General features: G+C 69.3%; 17 protein-coding genes and 1 pseudogene. 5 read left to right on the top strand and 13 right to left on the bottom strand.

Annotation, left to right across the window (positions count from 1 at the left end; all coding sequences use genetic code 11):
- Positions 1-19 precede the first annotated feature (19 nt).
- From mobB to ABFG95_RS27330, 10 genes are all read right to left on the bottom strand, one after another.
- Positions 20-544, bottom strand: coding sequence for a molybdopterin-guanine dinucleotide biosynthesis protein B (mobB, locus tag ABFG95_RS27375; RefSeq protein ID WP_175146927.1), 525 nt, complete (start codon positions 542-544; stop codon positions 20-22).
- Complete coding sequence (locus ABFG95_RS27370; RefSeq protein ID WP_348995143.1) at positions 541-1200, bottom strand: carbonic anhydrase; 660 nt, start codon at positions 1198-1200, stop codon at positions 541-543. The genes mobB and ABFG95_RS27370 overlap by 4 nt, the downstream gene beginning before the upstream one ends.
- 3 nt (positions 1201-1203) lie before the next feature.
- A complete protein-coding gene (gene moaA, locus ABFG95_RS27365; RefSeq protein WP_278992762.1) occupies positions 1204-2250 on the bottom strand; it encodes a GTP 3',8-cyclase MoaA in 1047 nt (348 codons plus the stop codon).
- A complete protein-coding gene (locus ABFG95_RS27360) occupies positions 2247-3005 on the bottom strand; it encodes a peptidylprolyl isomerase (RefSeq protein WP_336729285.1) in 759 nt (252 codons plus the stop codon). Before ABFG95_RS27360 ends, moaA begins: the two co-directional genes overlap by 4 nt.
- 15 nt (positions 3006-3020) lie before the next feature.
- The gene (gene narI, locus ABFG95_RS27355) at positions 3021-3704 is read right to left on the bottom strand and encodes a respiratory nitrate reductase subunit gamma (RefSeq protein WP_049074034.1); all 684 of its coding nucleotides are present in this window, start codon (positions 3702-3704) and stop codon (positions 3021-3023) included.
- Positions 3705-3721: 17 nt separating this feature from the next.
- A complete protein-coding gene (gene narJ, locus ABFG95_RS27350; RefSeq protein ID WP_068959025.1) occupies positions 3722-4369 on the bottom strand; it encodes a nitrate reductase molybdenum cofactor assembly chaperone in 648 nt (215 codons plus the stop codon).
- 14 nt (positions 4370-4383) lie between these two features.
- Complete coding sequence (gene narH / locus ABFG95_RS27345) at positions 4384-5946, bottom strand: nitrate reductase subunit beta (RefSeq protein ID WP_348995142.1); 1563 nt, start codon at positions 5944-5946, stop codon at positions 4384-4386.
- On the bottom strand, positions 5943-9698 hold the full coding sequence (locus tag ABFG95_RS27340; protein WP_348995141.1) for a nitrate reductase subunit alpha: 3756 nt from the start codon (positions 9696-9698) through the stop codon (positions 5943-5945). The genes narH and ABFG95_RS27340 overlap by 4 nt, the downstream gene beginning before the upstream one ends.
- Before the next feature lie 149 nt (positions 9699-9847).
- Positions 9848-11233 carry a NarK family nitrate/nitrite MFS transporter gene (locus ABFG95_RS27335; protein WP_348995140.1) on the bottom strand — a complete coding sequence of 462 codons (1386 nt, stop codon included), beginning with the start codon at positions 11231-11233 and terminating at the stop codon, positions 9848-9850.
- A gap of 19 nt (positions 11234-11252) precedes the next feature.
- The gene (locus ABFG95_RS27330; protein WP_054416918.1) at positions 11253-12512 is read right to left on the bottom strand and encodes a nitrate/nitrite transporter; all 1260 of its coding nucleotides are present in this window, start codon (positions 12510-12512) and stop codon (positions 11253-11255) included.
- Positions 12513-12752: 240 nt separating this feature from the next.
- Between ABFG95_RS27330 and ABFG95_RS27325 the strand changes: the two genes are divergently transcribed.
- Complete coding sequence (locus tag ABFG95_RS27325; protein WP_348995139.1) at positions 12753-14003, top strand: NnrS family protein; 1251 nt, start codon at positions 12753-12755, stop codon at positions 14001-14003.
- A 23-nt stretch (positions 14004-14026) separates the two neighbouring features.
- Here the strand turns inward: ABFG95_RS27325 and ABFG95_RS27320 are convergent, their stop codons facing one another.
- Complete coding sequence (locus ABFG95_RS27320; RefSeq protein WP_348995138.1) at positions 14027-14842, bottom strand: hypothetical protein; 816 nt, start codon at positions 14840-14842, stop codon at positions 14027-14029.
- Positions 14843-14912: 70 nt separating this feature from the next.
- The gene (locus tag ABFG95_RS27315) at positions 14913-16067 is read right to left on the bottom strand and encodes an FAD-dependent monooxygenase (protein WP_348995137.1); all 1155 of its coding nucleotides are present in this window, start codon (positions 16065-16067) and stop codon (positions 14913-14915) included.
- A 128-nt stretch (positions 16068-16195) separates the two neighbouring features.
- Here ABFG95_RS27315 and ABFG95_RS27310 point away from each other — a divergent pair, with 128 nt between their 5' ends.
- Both ABFG95_RS27310 and ABFG95_RS27305 read left to right on the top strand, forming a co-directional pair.
- Complete coding sequence (locus ABFG95_RS27310; protein WP_348995136.1) at positions 16196-17164, top strand: LysR substrate-binding domain-containing protein; 969 nt, start codon at positions 16196-16198, stop codon at positions 17162-17164.
- A pseudogene (locus tag ABFG95_RS27305) lies at positions 17131-17424 on the top strand (efflux RND transporter permease subunit); the annotation flags it as partial. The gene ABFG95_RS27310 and the pseudogene ABFG95_RS27305, both read left to right, overlap by 34 nt.
- 28 nt (positions 17425-17452) lie before the next feature.
- Here the strand turns inward: ABFG95_RS27305 and ABFG95_RS27300 are convergent.
- Positions 17453-18379 carry a LysR family transcriptional regulator gene (locus ABFG95_RS27300; protein ID WP_278993116.1) on the bottom strand — a complete coding sequence of 309 codons (927 nt, stop codon included), beginning with the start codon at positions 18377-18379 and terminating at the stop codon, positions 17453-17455.
- 143 nt (positions 18380-18522) lie between these two features.
- Between ABFG95_RS27300 and ABFG95_RS27295 the strand changes: the two genes are divergently transcribed.
- A complete protein-coding gene (locus ABFG95_RS27295) occupies positions 18523-19947 on the top strand; it encodes a M20 family metallopeptidase (protein WP_348995135.1) in 1425 nt (474 codons plus the stop codon).
- A gap of 12 nt (positions 19948-19959) precedes the next feature.
- Entirely contained in the window at positions 19960-20952 is a 993-nt protein-coding gene (locus tag ABFG95_RS27290) for a tripartite tricarboxylate transporter substrate binding protein (protein ID WP_348995134.1), read from the top strand.
- Positions 20953-21057: the final 105 nt, after the last annotated feature.

Genomic DNA, 21057 nt, shown 5'->3' with positions numbered 1-21057 from the left:
TTGCCGCGCGCCGCGCGGCTTAACGGGTTGAGTGTAGTCCCTTCGCCCAGCCCCGCACCACCGCGTGGACGATGAAATCCGCCACCGCCGCCGGGTTGTTCAGCGGCAGGCAGGGTAAGTCCGTGTCCAGCATGGCATCGCTGACGATCGCCAGGAAACTGGCGTCCTCGGCATGCAGCGGCGGCTTGCCCAGCGCCAGACGGTAGACCTCGATACGGGGAATGGCGACCTGCTTGAAGCCCTCCACCAGCACCAGGTCGGCCGGCGCCAGGCGGGCCACCTGCTCGGCCAGCGACGGCTCGGGCGCGCCGCGCAGCTCGCGCACGATGGCGTAGCGGAACGGCGACGCCACCATCACCTCCTGCGCCCCGGCCTGGCGAAAGCGCGCGCTGTCCTTGCCGGGCGGCTCCATCTCGAAGTCGTGATGGCTGTGCTTGATGACGCTGACCTTCAGGCCGCGCGCGCCCAGCAGCGGCAGCATAGCCTCGATCAGGGTGGTCTTGCCGCTGCCTGAGCGGCCAGCGATACCGAAAACAGGGGTCATGCGGACTCCGTGAACAAAGGACAGACAATGGGCAGGAACGCATCCGCCCGCGCCGAGTATGCCAGCAAAGCGCCAGCCACCAGGTCGAAATACCAGCCGTGCAAAGTGAGGTCACCGGCCTGCAGGCGCCGCTGCACGCACGGCAGCGCCTCCAGGTTGCGCAGCGAGATCAGGATCGACGCCTGCTCGCAGGCCCGCCGACGCTCGGCCGCGGACGCCGCCGGCATCTGGTTCAGTACCCGCTGGCGCGCCGGTTCGGCGATATCCATCCAGCGGTTCAGGTAATCCGGTTCGCCATCGCCGTGCGCCGGCCGCTCCATCAGCGCGCGGATGCCGCCGCACTGGGCATGGCCCAGCACGATGATGCGGCTGACCTTCAACTGCTCGACCGCGAACTGGATCGCCGCCAGCACCCCGTGGTGGCCCTGGTCGCGGTCCGGCGGCGGCACCAGGTTGGCGACGTTGCGCACGGTGAAGATGTCGCCCGGGTCGCAGCCCAGCAGCATGGCCGGATCGACCCGCGAATCGCAGCAGCCCACCAGCAGCGTGCTGGGGTGCTGGCCGTCGCGCAGGTTGCGGTACAGCGACGGCGCCGCTTCGTAGTATTGGTGCTGGAAGCGCTGGAAGCCGTCCACCAGCCGTTCTAGATCGCGCATGGGTCAGCCTCCGGTCTGCGACATGAAGCGCACGATGCGCTCGGGCCGGGTGGTGAATTCGTGGCGTTCCGGCTTGGCGGCGATGCCGGCGCGGATCGCCTGTTCCAGTTCGGCGTCGCTGGCGCCGTCGCGCAGCAGCCGGCCCAGCGGCACCTGGTCTTCCTGGCCCAGGCACAGGTACAGGGTGCCGTCCACGCCCAGCCGCACGCGGTTGCAAGCGGCGCAGAAATGGCGCGACATGGGGGTGATGACGCCCAGCGCCGCCGCGCCGCTGCCCGTGCCCCAGTAGCGCGCCGGGCCCGCGCCCTGCCCCGCCAGCGCCGGCACCAGGCCGGCGTCGGCCGCCAGCCGCGCGCCCAGCGCGCCCAGGTCGGCATGGGCATAGCGGCGGCCGCAGTCGCCCACCGGCATCGGTTCGATCAGGCGCAGGATGAAGCCCTGCGCCACGGCGTAGTCCAGCAGCCGGCGCACGTCGGCCTCGGGCGTGGCGGCGTGCACCACGCTGTTGAGCTTGATCGGCGCGAAACCGGCGTCGCGCGCGGCGCGCAGGCCGGCCAGCACCGCGTCGAGGCAATCGCGGCCGGTGATGCGGCCGAATGCGGCCGCGTCCAGCGTGTCCAGGCTGATGTTGAGACGGTCCACGCCGGCCGCGCGCAACGCGGCGGCATGGCGCGCCAGCTGGGTGCCGTTGGTCGACAGCGACAGGTCGTCCACCCCCGGCAGCGCCGCGATGGCGGCGGCCAGGCCGGCCACGCCGCGGCGCAGCAGCGGCTCGCCGCCCGTCAGCCGCACGCGGCGCACGCCCAGGCCGGCGAACAGGCCCGCCAGTCGCGCCATCTCGTCGTGGCGCAGCCAGTTGGACGGCTCTTCGAAGCCCTTGAAGCCCTTGGGCATGCAATAGCCGCAGCGCAGGTCGCAGCGGTCGGTGACCGAGAGTCGCAGGTAGTCGATACGGCGGCCGAAGCCGTCAATCAGCCCCCGCGGCGCGGTCGGCGCCAGGGTGGCGACCGAGGCCGCCGGGGCCGCCGCCAGGGCGGGCGCGGGTGTCATGATGGGCTCCCGAACACCCGGTCGTCCTCGGCCGCGCCCAGGTCGATGCCGCGCACGTCGGCGCGCTCCACCAGCAGCCTGGCGTACTGGCGCCAGGCGGTGTCGCGGCTGGCGGCGACCAGGGCCGACGCGATCGATTCGCGCACCTGCTCGAACGGCAGCAGGCGCCCTTCGATGCGCCGCGTCACGCGCACGATGTGCAGCCCGTGACGGGTCTCCAGCACCTGCGGCAGCAGGCCGCCGGCCGGCAGGGCGAACACGGCCTTTTCGAATTCGGGCACGGTGTCGCCGCGCCCCAGTTGCCCCAGGTTGCCGCCCACCGCCGCCGACGGGCAGTTCGACTGCCGCCGCGCGACCTCGGCGAAACCGGACGGATCGGCCAGCAGGTCGGCCAGCACCGCGCCGGCGTGGGCCCGCAGCAGGTCCAGATTCACCCCGGGGGTGACCTGGAACAGGATGTGATCGGCCTCGATCAGCTCGCCCACGATGAAGCGCTGCGGATTGGCCTGGTAATAGCGCCGGCAGGCCGCCTCGTCGGCCTCGGGCGCCGGCGCGTGGCGTTCCAGCAGCACGCCGATGGCGTCGTCTTCCGAGGCGAGGTCCAACCCCTGCCGCGCGGCCTCGTCCCGCAGCACCCGGCGCAGCACCAGCGCGGTGGTGGCGGCGCGCATCGGGTTGGGCGCGTCCGCGTGCAGCGGCAGTTCTTGCTCCATGTCGGCGTCGGTCAGTTCGACGCCATTGATCGTCACAGGCATGTCGGCCTCCTCGGGTCAGCGCGGACGCACCAGTTGCCAGGCGCGGCCCAGGTAGCCGACCGAGGCGAAGCCGCTCCAGACGTGCACCAGGCGCGTGAACGGGAAGATCACGAACAGCGTCAGGCCCATGAACAGGTGCGCCTTGAACAGCGGCGGCACCTCGGCCACGAAGTCGGCGGCGCCACTGCGGAAGGTGACGATGTGCTGCGCCCAGTGCATCAGGCGCACCATCATCTCGCCGTCCATGTGGCCGGCCGACAGCGCGATGGTCGACAGGCCCAGCAGCAGCGTCGCCAGGATCCACGCCAGCAACAGCTTGTCGCCGGGCCGGGTGGCCTTGCGGATGCGCGGGTCGCTCAGGCGGCGGTGGATCAGGATCAAGAGGCCGATCAGGCACAGCCCGCCCATGACGCCGCCGGCCACCATGGCCACCGTCTGCTTGAGCGTGTGCGACACGCCCAGCGTGTCCCACACCACCACCGGGGTCAACAGGCCGACCAGGTGGCCGAAGAACAGCCCAAGGATGCCGACGTGGAACAGGATGTTGCCCAGCCGCAGCTGGCCGCGATGCAGCAGCTGCGAGCTGTCGGTCTTCCAGGTGTACTGCTCGCGCTCGAAACGCGCCAGGCTGCCCAGCAGGAACACCGTCAGGGCAATGTAGGGATAGATGCCGAAGAAGAACTGGTTCAGGGAATTCATGATGCGTGTCCTGGAAATTAGCGGGTGACCGGCGCCCGGGGATAGAAGCGCACGGCCTGCGCGCCGTCGCCCGAGAACGGACGCAGCAGCGGTTCGACGCCGTCGGCGCCGGCGCCGAAGGTCTCCATGGCTTCGTCCATGTCGCGCACCGGCGGCGCGGTCTGCTCGCGCGGCGTGACCCGCGACAGGCCGCGCAGCACGACGAAGACGCTGGCGTACGGGCTCTCGTTGCGCGCCAGGCGCGCGCCGATGGCGGCCAGCACATGGATGGCGTCGTCCAGCAGGTCCTGCGCCACGGCCGGGTCGATCACGCCCAGGAACTCCAGGAACAGCGGCACGTGGTCCGGCAGTTCCGACACCACCGGTTCGAAGCCGTGCTGGCGGTAGGTCTCCAGCAGGTCGACCATGGCCTGGCCACGGTCGCGGCTTTCGCCGTGCACGTGCTCGAACAGGTGCAGCGAATGGGCGCGGTTGCGGTCGAAGGTGGCCACGTAGGTCTCCTGCAGCGCGATCAGGTCCTGGCTGGCGAGGTGGCCGATCAGCGGTTGCAGGGCTTCCTCGGCGTCGGGATGGGCGGCCAACGCGCCCTCGACCTCGGTCAGGGCGTCGAGCAGTTCCTGTTCGGGGTAGCAGAGCAGCGCGGAAAGCAGTCGATAAAGGCTCATGATGTTCTCCCGTCTCAGGCCGCGGCCTTCTTGCGCGACTTCGGCATGTCGATGAAGATCTCGCTGCCCTGCGGCTTGCGGCCGAACAGCGTGCCTTCCGAGACGCCGCCCGAGCAGCCGTTGCCGAAGGTGAAGCCGCAGCTGCCCTTCTCGTTGAAGCTGTCCTCGACGATCTCCTTGTGGCTGCTGGGCACCACGAAGCGGTCCTCGTAGTCGGCAATCGCCATGATGCGGTACATGTCCTGCACGGTTTCTTCCGACAGGCCGACCTGCTCCAGCAGGGCCGTATCGCGCTCGCCATGCACGGTCTCGGCGCGCTTGTAGGCGCGCATCGCCAGCATCCGTTCGAGCGCCTGCAACACGGGGGCTTCCTTGCCCGCCGTCAGCAGGTTGGCCAGGTAGCGCACCGGAATGCGCAGGCTGGCCACGTCCGGGATCATGGCGCTGGTGCCGAGCGTGCGCTGCGGCATCTTGCCGGCCTCGGCCGCGGTCTGGATCGGCGACAGCGGCGGGATGTACCAGACCATCGGCAGCGTGCGGTATTCCGGATGCAGCGGGAAGGCGACGCGCCATTGCACCGCCATCTTGTAGACCGGCGACTGGCGCGCGGCTTCCAGCCAGGATTCCGGGATGCCCTGCTCGCGCGCGGCGGCGATCACCTCGGGCGAGTGCGGATCCAGGAACAGGTCCAGCTGCGACTCGTACAGGTCCTGCTCGTTGCCGACGGCGGCGGCGCGCTCGATCTGGTCGGCGTCGTACAGCATCACGCCCAGGTAGCGGATGCGGCCGACGCAGGTCTCCGAGCACACGGTCGGCTGGCCGGCCTCGATGCGCGGATAGCAGAAGGTGCACTTCTCGGCCTTGCCGCTGTGCCAGTTGTAGTAGATCTTCTTGTACGGGCAGCCCGAGATGCACATGCGCCAGCCGCGGCACTTGTCCTGGTCGACCAGCACGATGCCGTCGTCCTCGCGCTTGTAGATCGAGCCCGACGGGCAACTGGCGACACAGGCCGGGTTCAGGCAGTGTTCGCACAGGCGCGGCAGGTACATCATGAAGGTGTTCTCGAAGGTCGAGTACATCTCCTTCTGCACGCCCTCGAACAGGGCGTCGCGGCTGCGCGCGGCGAATTCACCGCCCAGGTCGTCCTCCCAGTTCGGCCCCCAGACGATCTTGTCCATCTTCTTGCCGGTCAGCACCGACACCGGGCGCGCCGTCGGCGGTGTCTGCGACAGCGGCGCGTTCTTCAGGTGCTCGTAGTCGAAGGTGAACGGCTCGTAGTAGTCGTCGATCTGCGGCAGGTTCGGGTTGGCGAACAGGTTGGCCAGGATGCGCAGCTTGCCGCCCTGGCGCGGTTCCAGCTTGCCCGCCGCCGTGCGGCGCCAGCCGCCCTGCCATTTCTCCTGGTTCTCCCATTCCTTGGGATAGCCGATGCCGGGCTTGGTCTCGACGTTGTTGAACCAGGCGTACTCGACGCCGTCGCGGCTGGTCCAGACGTTCTTGCAGGTGACCGAGCAAGTGTGGCAGCCGATGCACTTGTCCAGATTCAGCACCATGCCGATTTGGGCGCGTATCCTCATGATTGCTTCTCTTCCTGTTGCGTTTGGGCGGCGGGATCCTCGACCAGCGGGCCTTCCAGCCAGTCCACCTTCTTCATCTTGCGCAGCACCACGAATTCGTCGCGATTGGCGCCCACGGTGCCGTAATAGTTGAAGCCGTAGGCCTGCTGCGCGTAGCCGCCGATCATGTGGGTCGGCTTGAGCACGGTGCGCGTCACCGAGTTGTGGATGCCGCCGCGCTTGCCGCTGGTCTCCGCGCCCGGCACGTTCACGATCTTTTCCTGGGCGTGGTACATCAGGCACATGCCGACCGGCACGCGCTGGCTCACCACCACCCGCGCGGTCAGCGTGCCGTTGACGTTGAACACCTCGACCCAGTCGTTGTCGACCAGCCCGGCCTGCTTGGCCTCGGCCTCGGAGATCCACACGTGGGGACCGCCGCGGCTCAGCGTCAGCATGCGCAGGTTGTCGGAATAGGTGCTGTGGATGCCCCACTTCTGGTGCGGCGTCAGCCAGTTCAACACCAGTTCCTTTTCACCGTTGGGATAGCGGCCCAGCATCGGCGCCACGGTCTTGGTGTCGATCGCCGGCTTGTAGACGCACGAGCCCTCGCCGAAGTCCAGCATCCAGCGGTGGTCCTGGTAGAACTGCTGGCGGCCGGTCAGGGTGCGCCACGGGATCAGCTCGTGCACGTTGGTGTAGCCGGCGTTGTAGCTGACCTCTTCGCTTTCCAGGCCCGACCAGGTCGGCGCCGAGATGATCTTGCGCGGCTGCGCCTGGATGTCGCGGAAGCGGATCTTGTCGTGCTCGCGGCCCAGCGCCAGGTGGGTGTGGTCGCGGCCGGTGATCTTGCCCAGCGCTTCCCAGGCCTTGACCGACACGTGGCCATTGGTCTCGGGCGCGAAGGTCAGGATCATTTCGGCGGCGTCGATGGCGCTGTCCAGGCGCGGCCGGCCCTGGCTCACGCCGGGTTCGTCGACGCGCTCGTTGATGCCGGCCAGTTCGCCCACTTCGTGCTCGGTGTTCCAGTTGATGCCCTTGCCGCCGTTGCCCAGCTTGTCCAGCAGCGGACCGACCGAGGTGAACTTGCGGTAGATGTCGTTGTAGTCGCGCTCGACCACGGTCATGTTGGGCGCGGTCTTGCCCGGCACCAGGTCGCATTCGCCCAGCTTCCAGTCCCTGGGTTCGAAGGCCTGCCCCAGTTCCCCCGGGGTGTCGTGCATCAGCGGCGTCAGCACCAGGTCGCGGCGCTTGCCCAGGTAGGGGCCGCCGATCTCGCTGAACTTCCTAGCCAGCAGCTTGTAGATCTCCCAGTCGGTCTTGCTTTCCCAGAGCGGCTGCACGGCTTCGCTCAGCGGGTGGATGAAGGGGTGCATGTCGGACGTGTTGAGGTCGTCCTTCTCGTACCAGGTGGCCGTCGGCAGCACGATGTCGCCGTACAGGCAGGTGGTGCTCATGCGGAAGTCCAGCACCGTCAGCAGGTCGAGCTTGCCCTCGGCCGCGTCTTCCTGGTAGGTGACCTCGACCGGCTTGATGGCGTCGGCCTCGTCGCCGAACACCGCGTTCTGCGTGCCCAGCAGGTACTTCAGGAAGTACTCGTGGCCCTTGCCGCTGGAGCCCAGGATGTTGGAGCGCCACACGAACATGTTGCGCGGGAAGTTGGCGGGATCGTCCGGGTCTTCGCAGGACATGCGCAGTTCGCCGGACTTGAGCTGCTCGACGGCGTGCGCCACCGGGTCCTTGCCGGCGGCTTCGGCCTGCGCGGTCAGGTCCAGCGGATTGGTGCGCAGCTGCGGCGCCGACGGCAGCCAGCCCATGCGCTCGGCGCGGGCGTTCAGGTCGATCATGCTGAGGTCGCCATAGCGGCCGCGGTCGGCGGTCGGCCCCAGCACTTCCTGCACGTTCAGCTTTTCATGGCGCCACTGGCTGGTATGCGCGTAGAAGAACGAGGTGCCGTTCATCTGGCGCGGCGGGCGCACCCAGTCGGACGCGAACGCCAGCGGCGCCCAGCCGAACTGCGGCCGCAGCTTTTCCTGGCCTACGTAGTGGGCCCAGCCGCCGCCGCTCTTGCCGACGCAGCCGCACATCATCAGCATGTTGATGATGCCGCGGTAGATCATGTCCATGTGGTACCAGTGGTTCAGACCGGCGCCGACGATGACCATCGACTTGCCTTCGGTATCGTGGGCGTTCTGGGCGAACTCGCGCGCCACCTGGATCACCTGCGCGCGCGGCACGCCGGTGTGCTTTTCCTGCCAGGCCGGGGTGTAGGGCACGTCGTCGTCATAGGACGCGGCCACGTTGCCGCCGCCCAGGCCGCGATCCAGGCCGTAGTTGGCCATCTGCAGGTCGTACACCGTGGCCGCCAGAGCCTCGCTGCCGTCGGCCAGGCGGATGCGGCGCGCCGGCACATTGCGCACCAGCACTTCGTCGTGCTCGGCGCCGAAGTACGGGAAGCCCACGCCGACCACGGCATCGGCGCCGTCCAGCAGGCTCAGGCGCGGCTCGATGGCGCGGCCGCTGCCGCCGTCGCGCGCTTCCAGGTTCCAGCGGCCGACCTTCTCGCCGCCGTTGACCGCGCCCTCGCCCCAGCGAAAGCCGATGCTGCCATTGGGCGCCACCAGGTCGCCGCTGGTGTCGTCGAACACCAGCGTCTTCCAGTCGGGGTTGTTCTGCTCGCCCAGCGCGCCGTCCAGCTGCGAGGCGCGCAGGAAGTGGTCGGGCGCGTAAAAGCCGTCGCGCTGCTTGAGCAGCACCAGCATCGGCATGTCGGTGTAGCGGCGCACGTAGTCGCGGAAATAGGCCGAGGCGCCCGACAGGTGGAATTCCTTGAGGATGACGTGGCCCATGGCCATCGCCAGCGCGGCGTCGGTGCCCTGCTTGGGCGCCAGCCAGATGTCGCCGAACTTGACCATTTCGCCGAAGTCGCTGGACACCGCCACCGTCTTGGTGCCCTTGTAGCGGACCTCGGTGTAGAAGTGGGCGTCGGGGGTGCGGGTCTGCGGCACGTTCGAGCCCCACACCATCAGGTAGGTCGAGTTGTACCAGTCGGCCGATTCCGGCACGTCGGTCTGCTCGCCCCAGATCTGCGGGCTGGCCGGCGGCAAGTCGCAATACCAGTCATAGAAGCTCAGGCAGGCGCCGCCCAGCAGGCTCAGGTAGCGGGCGCCGGCGGCATAGCTGACCATCGACATGGCGGGAATCGGCGAAAAGCCGATGACGCGGTCGGGGCCGAACTTCTTGATGGTGTAGGCGTTGGCGGCGGCGATCATCTCGGTCGCGGTGTCCCAGTCCGTGCGCACGAAGCCGCCCAGCCCGCGCACCGACTTGTAGCGCCTGGCGCGCACCGGGTCCTGGCTGATCCATTCCCAGGCCGCGATCGGGTCCATGGTCTTGCGCGCCTCGCGCCACATTTCCATCAGGCGGCCGCGCATCATCGGGTACTTCACGCGCTGCGCCGAATAGACGTACCAGCTGTAGGACGCGCCACGCGGACAGCCGCGCGGCTCGTGGTTGGGCAGGTCCGGCCGCGTGCGCGGGTAGTCGGTCTGCTGGGTCTCCCAGGTGATCAGGCCGTTCTTGACGTAGACCTTCCACGAGCACGAGCCGGTGCAGTTGACCCCATGGGTCGAGCGCACCACCTTGTCGTGCTGCCAGCGGGCGCGATAGGCGTTTTCCCACTTGCGGTCTTCATTGACCACTGCCCCGTGACCGTCCGCGTAGGTGGATTTCACCCGCGACATGAACTTCAACCGGTCAAGAAAATGACTCATTGCGTTTCTCCAAGAGCGCCGGCCCGGCCGGCGCGTACTGCAATCTGTGCTGTCAAAATCACTTTAGTGTTCGCCCGCCCGGCCGACCATTCGCCGGTGGCACAGGGCGGGCGCGGCAGAGTGACTAGTCACCCCGGCCAACCCTGCCGTCAGCAGGGCACCGGCGCGTTGCGGCGCGCGTAGTACCACCAGGTGATCAGCACGCAGGTGGCGTAGAAGCCGATGAAGCAATACAGGGCCGCCTGGGCGCTGCCGGTCAGCTCCAGCGAGGTGCCGAAGCTGCGCGGGATGAAAAAGCCGCCATAGGCGCCGATCGCGCCGGAAAAGCCCAGCACCGCCGCCGATTCGCGGGCCGCGTCGGTCAGCGCCTGCTTCTGCGCGGCCGCGCCCTTGCCTTGCGCGGCCTGGGTGCGTTCGCGCAGGAAGATCACCGGGATCATGCGGAAGGTCGAGCCGTTGCCCACGCCGGTCAGCGCGAACAGCACGATGAACATAGCCAGGAAGCCGTTGAAGTCGCCGCCCTGCCCGTTCAGCGGCAGGAACATCACCACGCCCAGCACCGCGGCGATCATGCCGATGAAGGTGAACAGCGTGACCCGCGCCCCGCCCAGCTTGTCCGAGACCCAGCCGCCCACGGGACGGGTCAGCGAGCCGACCAGCGGGCCCAGGAAGGCATAGGTGGTCGGGTCGACCTGCGGGAACAGCGTCTTGGTCAGCATGGCAAAGCCCGCCGAGAAACCGATGAACGAACCGAAGGTGCCCACGTACAGCCAGCACATCAGCCAGTTGTGCTTGCGCTTGAAGATCACCGCCTGGTCGGCGAACGAGGCGCGCGCGTCGGCGATGTCGTTCATGCCGAACCATGCCGCCAGCGAGGCCAGCGCGATGGGAATGACCCAGATGAAGCCGGCGTTCTGCAGCCACAGGCTGCGCTGGACGCCGCCGGCGGTAATCGTCTGCGGCTCGCCGCCCAGCACGCCGAACACGCCCATCGAGATCACCACCGGCACCACGAACTGCACCAGTGACACGCCCAGGTTGCCGATGCCGGCGTTAAGGCCCGTGGCCAGGCCCTTCTTGTCCTTGGGAAAGAAGAAGCTGATGTTGGCCATGCTGGAGCTGAAGTTGCCGCCCCCCAGGCCGCACAGCAGCGCCAGGATCAGCAGCGTCGGGAACGAGGTGGTCGGGTCGCGCAGCGCGAAGCCCATGCCCAGCGCCGGGATCAGCAGCGAGGCGGTCGAGATCGCGGTCCACTTGCGGCCGCCGAACACCGGCACCAGGAACGAATAGAAGATGCGCAGCGTGGCGCCCGACAGCGCCGGCAGCGCGGTCAGCCAGAACAGCTGGTTCTTGGACAGCATGAAGCCGGCGTGGTCGAGGTTGACCACCACCACGCTCCACAGCATCCAGATGCTGAACGCCAGCATCAGCGCGGGAATGGAAATCCACAGGTTGCGGTTGGCGATGCGGGCGCCGGTCTGTTTCCAGAAGCCGGGGTTTTCCGGCTCCCAGCGCGCCAGGACATGGGAAGACATAGGTTTTCTCCGGTGAGGATCAGGCGGCTTGGCGCCGCGCGGTGGCGGCGCTTTCGGGCCGGAAGCTGAAATGCATGAAGATGAGCGAGACGCAGACCGTGCCGTACAGCAGCATGAAGGCGCTGGAGCGCACGCCGGTCAGGTCCAGCAGCACGCCGAACAGGATCGGCAGGATGAAGCCGCCCAGGCCGCCGGCCAGGCCGACGATGCCCGAGACCGCGCCGATGTTCTGGCCGAACTCATCCGAGATGAACTTGAAGACCGAGGCCTTGCCAATCGCCATGGCGATGCCGACGATGAACAGCAGGATGGTGAAGCTGGTCGGCCCCAGGGCGATGTCGAACTGGCGCGGGCCGCCGGTGGTCAGCACGGTAAAGTGCGTCTGCGGATAGCTCAGGATGAAGAACGCCACCCAGCAAACCCACATCACCCACCAGGTGGTCTTGTAGGCGCCGTAGCGGTCCGAGATCCAGCCGCCCACGGCGCGCAGCACGCCGCCCGGCAGCGAGAAGCACGCGGCCAGCAGCGCCGCCAGCTTCATGTCGAAACCGTATTCGCCGATGTAGTACTTGGTCATCCAGAGCGCCAGCGCCACGTAGCCGCCGAACACCACCGAGTAGTACTGGCAATAGCGCCACACGCGCGGGTCCTTCAGCATCGCGAATTGCGCCTTCAGGCTGGCGCCGCCGGCCACCCGGTGCGACGGATCCGAGGCCGAGAACAGCCAGAACAGGATCGCCGTCACCAGCAGGGCCACCGCGTACACCTGCGGCACGATCACCCAGGCGCCGCCGGCGGCGGCGATCAGCGCCGGCGCCACGAACTTGGTGATGGCCGAGCCCGAATTGCCGGCGCCGAACACGCCCATGGCCAGGCCCTGCTTGTTGCGCGGAAACCAGCGCGCCACGTAGGGCGTGCCGACCGAGAACGAGCCGCCGGTCAGGCCCACGAACAGCGCCAGCACCAGGAATTGCCAGTACTCGGTGGCGTAGGACAGCAGCCAGATCGGCACCACCGCCAGCAGCATCAGCACGAAGAACACCGGGCGGCCGCCGTAGCGGTCGGTCCAGATGCCCAGCGGCACGCGCACCAGGGAGCCGGTCAGCACCGGCATGGCGGCCAGCAGGCCGAATTCGGTCTCGGACAGGCCGAGCTGTGTCTTGATGGGAATGCCCAGCACCGCGAAGATCATCCATACCGCGAAGCAGATGGTGAAGGCGAAGGTGCTGGATACCAGGACCCGCATGGGCGCGCTGGCCGAGGGGTGGGTTGATGCCATGGTGGTTCTCGCTTTTTTGCACACGGAATACGACAGCCCCAAGCCTAGGCATCCGCGCCTGCCGCCACCATTCGCCGGCCGACCATATCGGCGGCGCCGATGTGACTAGTCACCCCGGAAAAGCCGCCGCGTTTGCGCGGGATCAAATCCGCGCGATGGGCCGAAAGCCTCCTTCGGCGTTAATATGTATTTAAAATACACATTCAAAATCACCCCGCCGGCTACTGGTCAAAGGTCATCATGTCCACCCTGCTCACCCTGGAAGAACCCGCCGCCGACGGCGCCGCGCGGCCGAATTGGCGCGCCTTCACCGAAATGGGCTTTCGCCCGCTTTACCTGGCTGGCTGCGCCTGGGCGCTGCTGTCGGTGCTGCTATGGGTGTTCGCCCCGGCCCGGCTGGCCGGCGTGCTGACCGCCATGCCCTGGCACGCGCACGAGATGCTGTGGGGCTTCGTGGCCACCATCGCGGTCGGCTTCCTGCTGACGGCCGGCGCCAACTGGACCGGCCGCAACCCGCTGCGCGGCGCGCCGCTGGCGGCGCTGTGCGCGCTCTGGCTGGTGGCGCGCGGCGCCTACCTGGCGCCCGGCATGACGGCCTTCACCGTGGCCGCCGTGGCCGACCTGCTGTTCTTCCTGTGGGCCGCCATTGCCCTGGCGCGCGCCGTCTGGATCACGCGCAATCGCCGCAACTACGGCGTGCCATTGCTGCTGCTGGCGCTGGCGGCGGCCCACGCGCTGTATCTGCGCGCCGCGCTGGCGGGCGATTACCTGGTGCTGATGCGCTACTTCAACACCGGCCTTTTGGTGATGGCGGTGCTGACGCTGCTGATCGCCCGCCGCGTGCTGCCGTTCTTCGCCAAGCGCGCCGTCGCCGGCCTGGAAATTCCGCCCCACACCCGCAGCGGCCATTGGCAGCTGGGCGCCGGCGTGCTGGCGATTGCCGGCCTGCTGGCCGGGGCGCCGCGTGCCGCCGCGCTGCTGCTCGCGGTCACCGGCGTCCTGGCGCTGGCGCAGTGGCTGGCCTGGAAGCCGTGGGCAGCGCGCCGCGTGCCGCTGCTTTGGGTCCTGTACGTGGGCTATCTGGGCCTGGGCCTCGGCCTGCTGGCGGGCGCGGCGCAACTGGCCGGCTACGTGGCGCGGCCGGCCTGGCCGGTGCACGTCATCGGCGTGGCCGGTTTCTCGGTGCTGATCATCGGCATGGCCACGCGCACGGCGATGGGCCACCTGGGCCGGCCGCTGCGCGCCGACCGCAGCATGGTGCTGAGCTATGCGCTGGTGATCCTGGCGGCGCTGCTGCGCCTGGCCGCCCTGGTGCCGACCGGCGCCACGCTGGGCTTGCTGCATGCGTCGGCCGGCGCCTGGGCGCTGGGGTTCGGCTTGTACCTGTGGCGCTTCTGGCCGTGGATGATCCGGCCGCGCGCGGACGCCGTCGCCAAGCCGGCGGCGTCGATGATGAAGATCGTGCCCGCCGGGCCGCGCCGGGCGCCTTGAAGCGCGGACGGCCGCCCCGTTTCTCAGCCGCGCGCTTCGCGCCGGCGGGTCGCTTCCAGCTGCTTCTTCATGGCCTTGAGCCAGGCCTTGAGCTGCTGCATGTCGACGAACTGCGACAGCTCGAACTCCAGCTCGCCGATGTAGTCCCGCACATCGGCGATTTCCGCGTCCAGGTCTTCCATCAGGTCGGCCGGGTCGATCGGCTGCTCCGGATCGAAGCGGTATTCGGCCTTGAAGTCGCGTTCGAACGCGGCCAGCTCGCGGTTCACGGCCGCCAGTTGCTCCCGCAGCACGGGAATGGCCAGCGCCAGCTTGTCTTCGGCCACGCCGTCCAGCCCGTCCGGCCCCAGCGCCAGCAAAGCCTCGGCCTGCGCCAGCGCGTCGGGCGCGAACGTCGCGGCGATGGCGGGCGCGTCTGCCTGGGCCTGCGCGGAGGCGGCCATCTCGGCCATCTCGGCCGCCTCGGCCTCGCGTTCCTCGGCCACTTCGGCGTCGATGTCGGAACCGCTGTGCTTGCGGTAGACCGCCTTCAGGCGCTCGACGTCGCATTCGGCCGGCGTGCCATCCAGCAGGATCGAGAACAGCGTTTCCTGCCCCAATTGCGCGGCGATCTCGGACACCAGCTGGCGTTCCGCCTTGGTCAGCTCCTTCTGCCTGGCGGCATGGTCGAAGCAGAACACCAGCCTGGCCTTGAGCTCGATCTCGGTGACCTCCAGCGGCGCCAGCACCTCGGCATGCTTGCCCTGGTATTCGCGCGCCACGGTTTGCCACAGCTGCAACGCGGCGCGGTCGGTGCGCAGCGCGTCGATCAGCGCGGCGGCGGAGGTATTTTCTTGCATGGATGAAACCCTATGAGCGGCCCGGCGCACGCCGGGGCGGAAACTGGCTGGAAAACCGTATTATCCCCGTTCACAGCCCTTCGCCCCAGGCGCTGGCCAAACCTCGCAGCGCCGCCGCCGGGTCGGCCGCCCTGGCCTGCTGGTCGCGCAGGCGGCAGATCTCCGGATCGCGCTCGAACAGGCCGCGCGCATGGACGCGGGCCAGCTCGGTCAAGCCGGCGGTCTTGGGCTGGCGGATCGCGGTGAAGGCGGCCAGCGCCGCCTCCAGGTCGCGCGGCCCGGCCGCCAGGCATTGGCCCAGGTGCCAGGCATCCTCCAGCGCCTGACAGGCGCCCTGGCCCGAGGTCGGCAACGGCGCGTGCGCGGCATCGCCCACCAGCAGCACATTGTCCCGATGCCAGACCGCCGGCGTGTCCAGGTCATGCACGGCGATCAGGCGCACGGCGTCGGCGGGCGTCGCCTGGATGAGGCGCGCGACCGGTTCGGCCCAATCGGCGAAAAGGCCGGCAACCTCCGCGCGCGGATCCGCCCCCTCCCCGGCGGCGGACAGCGGCCGGACCTGGGCCCCGGCCCAATAGACCAGATCCCGCCGCACCGCGACGCAGCCGAAACGCTCGCCGACGCCCCAATAGTCCTGGATGGCGATGTCATCGGCCAGGCCTGGCGCCGACGCGACGCCGATCCAGTTCACGAACCCTTGGTAGACCGGCTTGTTGTCACCCGTGACGAAGCGGCGCGCCACCGATTCCATGCGGCCATCCGCGCCGATGAGCAGGTCCGGCCGGATGGCGGCGCCATTGTCAAACCGCGCCGTGGCGCGGCCATCATCGCCCGGCTCGATCGCCACCGCGCGATGGCCGTACTCGACCGTGATGCCGGCGCGCACCGTGTGCGCCAGCAGCACGGCCAGCAGGTCGCGGCGCAGGATCGCATGGGTCGGGTAACCCATCAGGCGATCCAGCGCGGTGATGTCGAGTCCCCCCAGGGCATTGCCCGCAGGGTCGTAACGGCGCATCGCCACCGGCTTTCCGCCCAGCGCCGCGACGTCCGGCAGCAGCCCGAGCCGGTCAAGCACGCAACCCGCATTGGGCCATAGCGTCACGCCGGCCCCCATCGTGGCCGGCGCGGCGCCGCGTTCGTAGACCCGCGGCTGGTGTCCCGAGCGATGCAGGGCGAGCGCCACGCTCAGGCCGGCGATCCCGCCGCCCAGTATTCCGATATCCATGCTGAATCCTTGCTTCAAATTCCGCGTGCCGGCCCGACGCCGCACACAGGATCCGCATCGTAGATTCCGCCGGATGCGAGAACTAGTATGGAAAAATGGGTTCCTTTCATATCGCAAACGGGATAATCATGGGTCAGGCCCTGGATCTGAACAGCGTTCGCGTCTATGCGGCGGTGGTGGATGAACAGAGTTTCGCGGGCGCGGCGCGGCGCCTGGCCATGCCGTCGTCGAACGTCAGCCGCCATGTCGCGGGACTGGAACGGCGGCTGGGCGTGCGGCTGCTGGAACGCAGCACCCGCCATCTGCGCATGACCGAAGCCGGCCAACTGCTGTACCAGCGGGCCAAGCCGTTGCTGGACAGCCTGGCCGCCACGGAAGAGGAACTGGGCGCGGCCAGGCAGGAACTGCGCGGACCGCTGCACCTGTGCATGCCGGGCGAAGCGCCACGGCTGCTGGCGCCGATCCTGGCGGAGTTCTGCGATCGTCACCCCGGCATCGACCTGGCCTGCGACACCCGCCTCGATGGCATCGACGCGTTGCGCGAGGATGTCGATCTGTCGATCGTGTTCCATCGCGGCCGCCAGGACGACAGCAGCCTCATCACACGCGAACTGGCGATATTGCCCAGCATCGTGGTTGCCTCGCCCGCGCTGCTGAGCCGCGTCGGCGTGCCGCGCCAGGCGCGCCAGCTCAAGGCGCTGCCCTGCATCACCACCCTGAGCGCGCTCAAGGGCATGCCCTGGCAATTCGTGGACGCGGCCGGAGACATCGTCAAGGTGCCGGTGCGCAGCCGCTACCGCGTCAACAGCGGCGAACTGGCGCTGATGGGCGCGCGCCAGGGCATCGGCTTCGCGATCCTGGCGGCCGCCTCATGCCAGGAGGACCTGGCCGCCGGCCGCCTGTGCGAAGTGCCGCTGGACCTGCAACCGGCGCCCCTGCAGTTGCTCGGGGTCTACAGCCACCGCCACTCGGTCAGCGCGCGGGCCCGGGCGCTGCTTGAACTGATCCAGACGCGGCTGGCCGAGGCCGGCCTGGGCACGCCGGCGGCTGGCGCTGGCCGCCCTTCGCGCTCGGCCAGGAGCGGCGCGAGGGCCTGACGCCGGAACAGGCCATCCATCGCGCCGCCATGCTGCGCCTGCGCCCCATCGTCATGACCAACGTGGCCGGCCTGCTGGGCGCGCTGCCGCTGGTGCTGGGCATGGGCGAAGGCTCGGAACCGCGCCGGCCGCTGGGGGTGACCATCGTCGGCGGGCTGATGATCAGCCAGTTCCTGACGCGGTACACCACGCCGATCGTGTACCTGGCGCTGGAGCGGCTGCGGCTGAAGGTGGCCGGGTGGCGCGCGCGGCGCGCCTGATCCGCCCGTCCGCGCCGCACCCGACGCCTCAGCCCGCGCCCCGTTCCACTTCCGGGGCGCGCGGCGCCACGCTCAGGCGTTCGGCCAGCAGCGCCAGGAAGGCCCGCGCCAGCGGCGGCAGGTGGACGCCGCGCAAGGTCACGACCTGGATGCTGCGCTGGCGCATTTCGGGATTGCTGAACGGCACCGCCACCAGGCCGGCGCTGTCGAGCAGGCCGATCACCGTCAGGTAGCCCGTCAACGCCACGATCTGGCTGCCCGGCAGCATCGGCAGGAAGGCCGCCGAATGGTTGGACACATAGGCCGGCTCGATGTGCACGCCGGCATTGGCGCAGGCCGTGTCGAACAGGTCGCGCACCGTGGTGCCCGGATCGCCCAGCGACAGCGGCGCCTGCGCCAGATCGCGCACGCCGACGCTGCGGCGCGCGGCCAGCGGATGATGCCGGCACATGATGGCGTAGACCGGCGCGCGGCACAGCAGCTCGGTCTTGAGACGCTCGTCGGGCGCCACCGTGTAGCGCAGCGCCAGCTGCGACAGGCCCTCCAGGATCAGCCGGTTGACCTCCTCCGGCCGCTCCACCAGCAGATGGAAGCGCGCCTCGGGATGCAGGCGCTTGAAATCGGCCATGCACTGCGGCAGGAAGCGGTGCGCGAAGCCCTCGGTACAAGCCAGTCGCACGGTCACGTCGCCCAGCGCGCTGCGCTGGCGGATGCCAGTGGCGATGCGCTCGGCCTCCAGCGCGGCGGCGCTGGCGTAGGCCGCCAGCTGGCGCCCGGCCTCGCTCAGCGCCATGCCGCGCGCCTGGCGCTCGAACAGCGCGACGCCCAGCTCGTCCTCCAGCTTGGCGATCTGGCGGCTGACGGCCGAGGCCGCCACGTGCTGCGCGGCCGCCGCGCCGGCGATCGAGCCGCAGCGCGCCACCTCCAGGAAATACCTCAAACCCAGCGAAATCACGACACGCTCCCCAGGTCATTCCGACCGTCTCGCAATGGTCACGCCAACCATTGCCAAAATGGCAATGATCAAATGCGAATTATCTAATTGTGGCATGTGAACAAGCGTAATAACTTTGTGCCTTCTTCGCCTCCGAGACCGCTGTGATCCGCGAACAAGCCATTCTTCACGCCACCAACGCCTACGACGACGGCACCCTGCAGGCCGAGCTGGCCCGCCGCGTGGCCTACCCGACAGAGAGCGAGGAGCCGGGCCAGGCGCCCAGCCAGCACGCCTATCTGAACGACGAACTGGCGCCGCCGCTGCGGGCGCTGGGTTTCACCTGTCAGGTGCATCCCAACCCGGCCGGCGTGGACCTGCCGATCCTGGTGGCGCGGCGCATCGAGGACGCCGCGCTGCCGACGGTGCTGCTGTACGGCCACGGCGACGTGGTGCGCGGCAACGCGGCCAAATGGGACGCCGGCCGCGATCCCTGGCGCCTGCGGATCGAGGGCGACCGCTGGTACGGCCGCGGCACCGCCGACAACAAGGGCCAGCACACCATCAACCTGGCGGCGCTGCGCGAAGTCCTGCGGGCGCGCGACGGCAAGCTGGGATTCAACGCCACCTGGCTGATCGAGACCGGCGAGGAAGCCGGCTCGCCGGGCCTGGCGGCGTTCTGCGAGGCGCAGCGCGAGACTCTCGCCGCCGACGTCTTCATCGCCAGCGACGGCCCGCGCCTGGCCGCTGCCCGCCCCACGCTGTTCATGGGCTCGCGCGGCGCGGTCAACTTCGAACTGTCGCTGCGCGCCCGCGAGCGCGGCTATCACTCGGGCAACTGGGGCGGCCTGCTGGCCAACCCCGCCATCATCCTGTCGCACGCCATCGCCACGCTGGTGGACGCGCGCGGCCGCATCCAGGTGCCGGGCCTGCGCCCGCCCCCCATCCCGGCCGCGGTGGCCGCGGCGCTGGCCGACCTGGAGGTCGGCGGCGGTCCCGACGATCCCGCGATCGACAATGACTGGGGCGAACCGGGGCTGTCGCCCGCGGAGCAGGTGTTCGGCTGGAACAGCCTGGACGTGCTGACCTTCGGCGCCGGCGATCCGGCCAAGCCGGTCAACGCCATTCCGCCGGCCGCCTCGGCCTGGTGCCAGTTGCGCTTCGTGGTCGGCACCGACTGGAAGGCGCTGGAACGCCACGTGCGCGCCCACCTCGATGAGGCCGGCTTCGGCGACGTGCAGGTGCGCGTCGGCATGCAGGCCGGCGCCACCCGGCTGTCGCCCGACAACCCGTGGGCGCGCTGGGCCGCCGCCTCGATCGAGCGCAGCACGGGCCTGCGGCCGGCGCTGCTGCCCAACCTGGGCGGCTCGCTGCCCAACGACATCTTCGCCGACCTGCTCGGCCTGCCCACGCTGTGGGTGCCGCATTCCTACCCCGCCTGCGCCCAGCACGCCCCCAACGAACATCTGCTGGGCAGCGTGGCGCGCGAAGGCCTGGCCATCATGGCCGGCCTGTTCTGGGACCTGGGCGACCAGGGCGCCGCGTTGCGCCAGGCCGCCCGCAACCCCGTTACCATTGCCCAACCCTGACCGGACCCGACCATGATCGCCAGAATCCGCGCCGCCGCGCTGGCCTGCCTTTCGGCCCTTGCCCTCCAAGCCGCCGTGGGCGCGCCCGCCGCCCACGCCGCCTATCCCGAACAGGCCATCAAGCTGGTGGTGCCGTTCACGCCCGGCGGCGCCACCGACGCGGTGGCCCGCCTGCTGGCCAACCGGCTGTCGGGCAAGCTGGGCCAGGCCGTGATCGTCGAGAACCGGCCCGGCGCCTCGACCGTCATCGGCGCCAACGCCGTGGCGCAGGCGCAGCCCGACGGCTACACGCTGATGCTGTCGGGCAGCACCACCTACACCGTGCTGCCGGCGCTCAAGCGCGACCTGCCCTACGATCCGCGCCGCAGCTTCGAGCACATCGCCATCGTGGCCCTGGCGCCGGTGGTGCTGCTGGCGCAGAACAGCGTGCCGGCAAAGACCGCGCAACAGGCCGCCGATCTGGCGCGCGACAAGACCGCCAGCGGCGGCCTGATGTACGGCACCTTCGGCCCGGGATCGGCGCCGCACCTGGTGGGCGAAATGTTCGCCGAAGCCGCCGGCGCCAAAATGACGCCGGTGCCCTACAAGGGCAGCGCGCAGTTCATCACCGCCCTGATCGGCGGCGAGATCGCGCTGGGCGTGGACACGGTGTCGTCGGCCGCGCCGCAGGTCAAGGCCGGCAAGGTGCGCGCGCTGGCCGTCACCGGCGAACACCGCGTGCCGCAACTGCCGGACGTGCCGACCTTCATCGAAAGCGGCCTGCCCGGCGTGTCGATGGTGGGCTGGTACGGCCTGGTGGCGCCAGCCCGCACGCCGCAGCCCGTGCTGGACACGCTGAACCGCGCGGTGGCCGAGATCATGGCCGATCCGCAGATGCAACGCGCCGTCACGGATCTGGCGCTGGAACCGGTCTACCTGGACGGCGCGGCCTTCACGGCGCGCATGCGGCAAGAGTTGCAGACCTTCGGCGAAGTGGGCCGGCGCGCCAACATCAAACTGGATTGAGGCCGGCGGGCGCCCTGCGTTGCGCCGCGGGGCCAGCGCGTAGGGATTCCGTCCTACTCTGGCCCCATTTCGATTAGAATCAGAACCATTCTCAATAAAGGACGC

The organism is Achromobacter sp. HNDS-1 (assembly GCF_040084795.1).
GTDB classification, from domain to species: Bacteria; Pseudomonadota; Gammaproteobacteria; order Burkholderiales; family Burkholderiaceae_B; genus Achromobacter; species Achromobacter ruhlandii.
The sequence above is the reverse complement of the archived record's forward strand: the minus strand, read 5'-3'. Positions and strand labels throughout refer to the sequence as shown.

What these genes read in the sequence shown, in the direction of transcription:
- ABFG95_RS27315 (WP_348995137.1), bottom strand. Translation starts at nt 16,067, where the DNA reads ATGGATATCGGAATACTGGGCGGCGGGATCGCCGGCCTGAGCGTGGCG.
- narJ (WP_068959025.1), bottom strand. Translation starts at nt 4,369, where the DNA reads ATGAGCCTTTATCGACTGCTTTCCGCGCTGCTCTGCTACCCCGAACAG.
- ABFG95_RS27325 (WP_348995139.1), top strand. Translation starts at nt 12,753, where the DNA reads ATGTCCACCCTGCTCACCCTGGAAGAACCCGCCGCCGACGGCGCCGCG.
- ABFG95_RS27310 (WP_348995136.1), top strand. Translation starts at nt 16,196, where the DNA reads ATGGGTCAGGCCCTGGATCTGAACAGCGTTCGCGTCTATGCGGCGGTG.
- ABFG95_RS27335 (WP_348995140.1), bottom strand. Translation starts at nt 11,233, where the DNA reads ATGTCTTCCCATGTCCTGGCGCGCTGGGAGCCGGAAAACCCCGGCTTC.
- ABFG95_RS27330 (WP_054416918.1), bottom strand. Translation starts at nt 12,512, where the DNA reads ATGGCATCAACCCACCCCTCGGCCAGCGCGCCCATGCGGGTCCTGGTA.
- narH (WP_348995142.1), bottom strand. Translation starts at nt 5,946, where the DNA reads ATGAGGATACGCGCCCAAATCGGCATGGTGCTGAATCTGGACAAGTGC.
- ABFG95_RS27370 (WP_348995143.1), bottom strand. Translation starts at nt 1,200, where the DNA reads ATGCGCGATCTAGAACGGCTGGTGGACGGCTTCCAGCGCTTCCAGCAC.
- ABFG95_RS27320 (WP_348995138.1), bottom strand. Translation starts at nt 14,842, where the DNA reads ATGCAAGAAAATACCTCCGCCGCCGCGCTGATCGACGCGCTGCGCACC.
- ABFG95_RS27290 (WP_348995134.1), top strand. Translation starts at nt 19,960, where the DNA reads ATGATCGCCAGAATCCGCGCCGCCGCGCTGGCCTGCCTTTCGGCCCTT.
- ABFG95_RS27360 (WP_336729285.1), bottom strand. Translation starts at nt 3,005, where the DNA reads ATGCCTGTGACGATCAATGGCGTCGAACTGACCGACGCCGACATGGAG.
- ABFG95_RS27340 (WP_348995141.1), bottom strand. Translation starts at nt 9,698, where the DNA reads ATGAGTCATTTTCTTGACCGGTTGAAGTTCATGTCGCGGGTGAAATCC.
- mobB (WP_175146927.1), bottom strand. Translation starts at nt 544, where the DNA reads ATGACCCCTGTTTTCGGTATCGCTGGCCGCTCAGGCAGCGGCAAGACC.
- moaA (WP_278992762.1), bottom strand. Translation starts at nt 2,250, where the DNA reads ATGACACCCGCGCCCGCCCTGGCGGCGGCCCCGGCGGCCTCGGTCGCC.
- narI (WP_049074034.1), bottom strand. Translation starts at nt 3,704, where the DNA reads ATGAATTCCCTGAACCAGTTCTTCTTCGGCATCTATCCCTACATTGCC.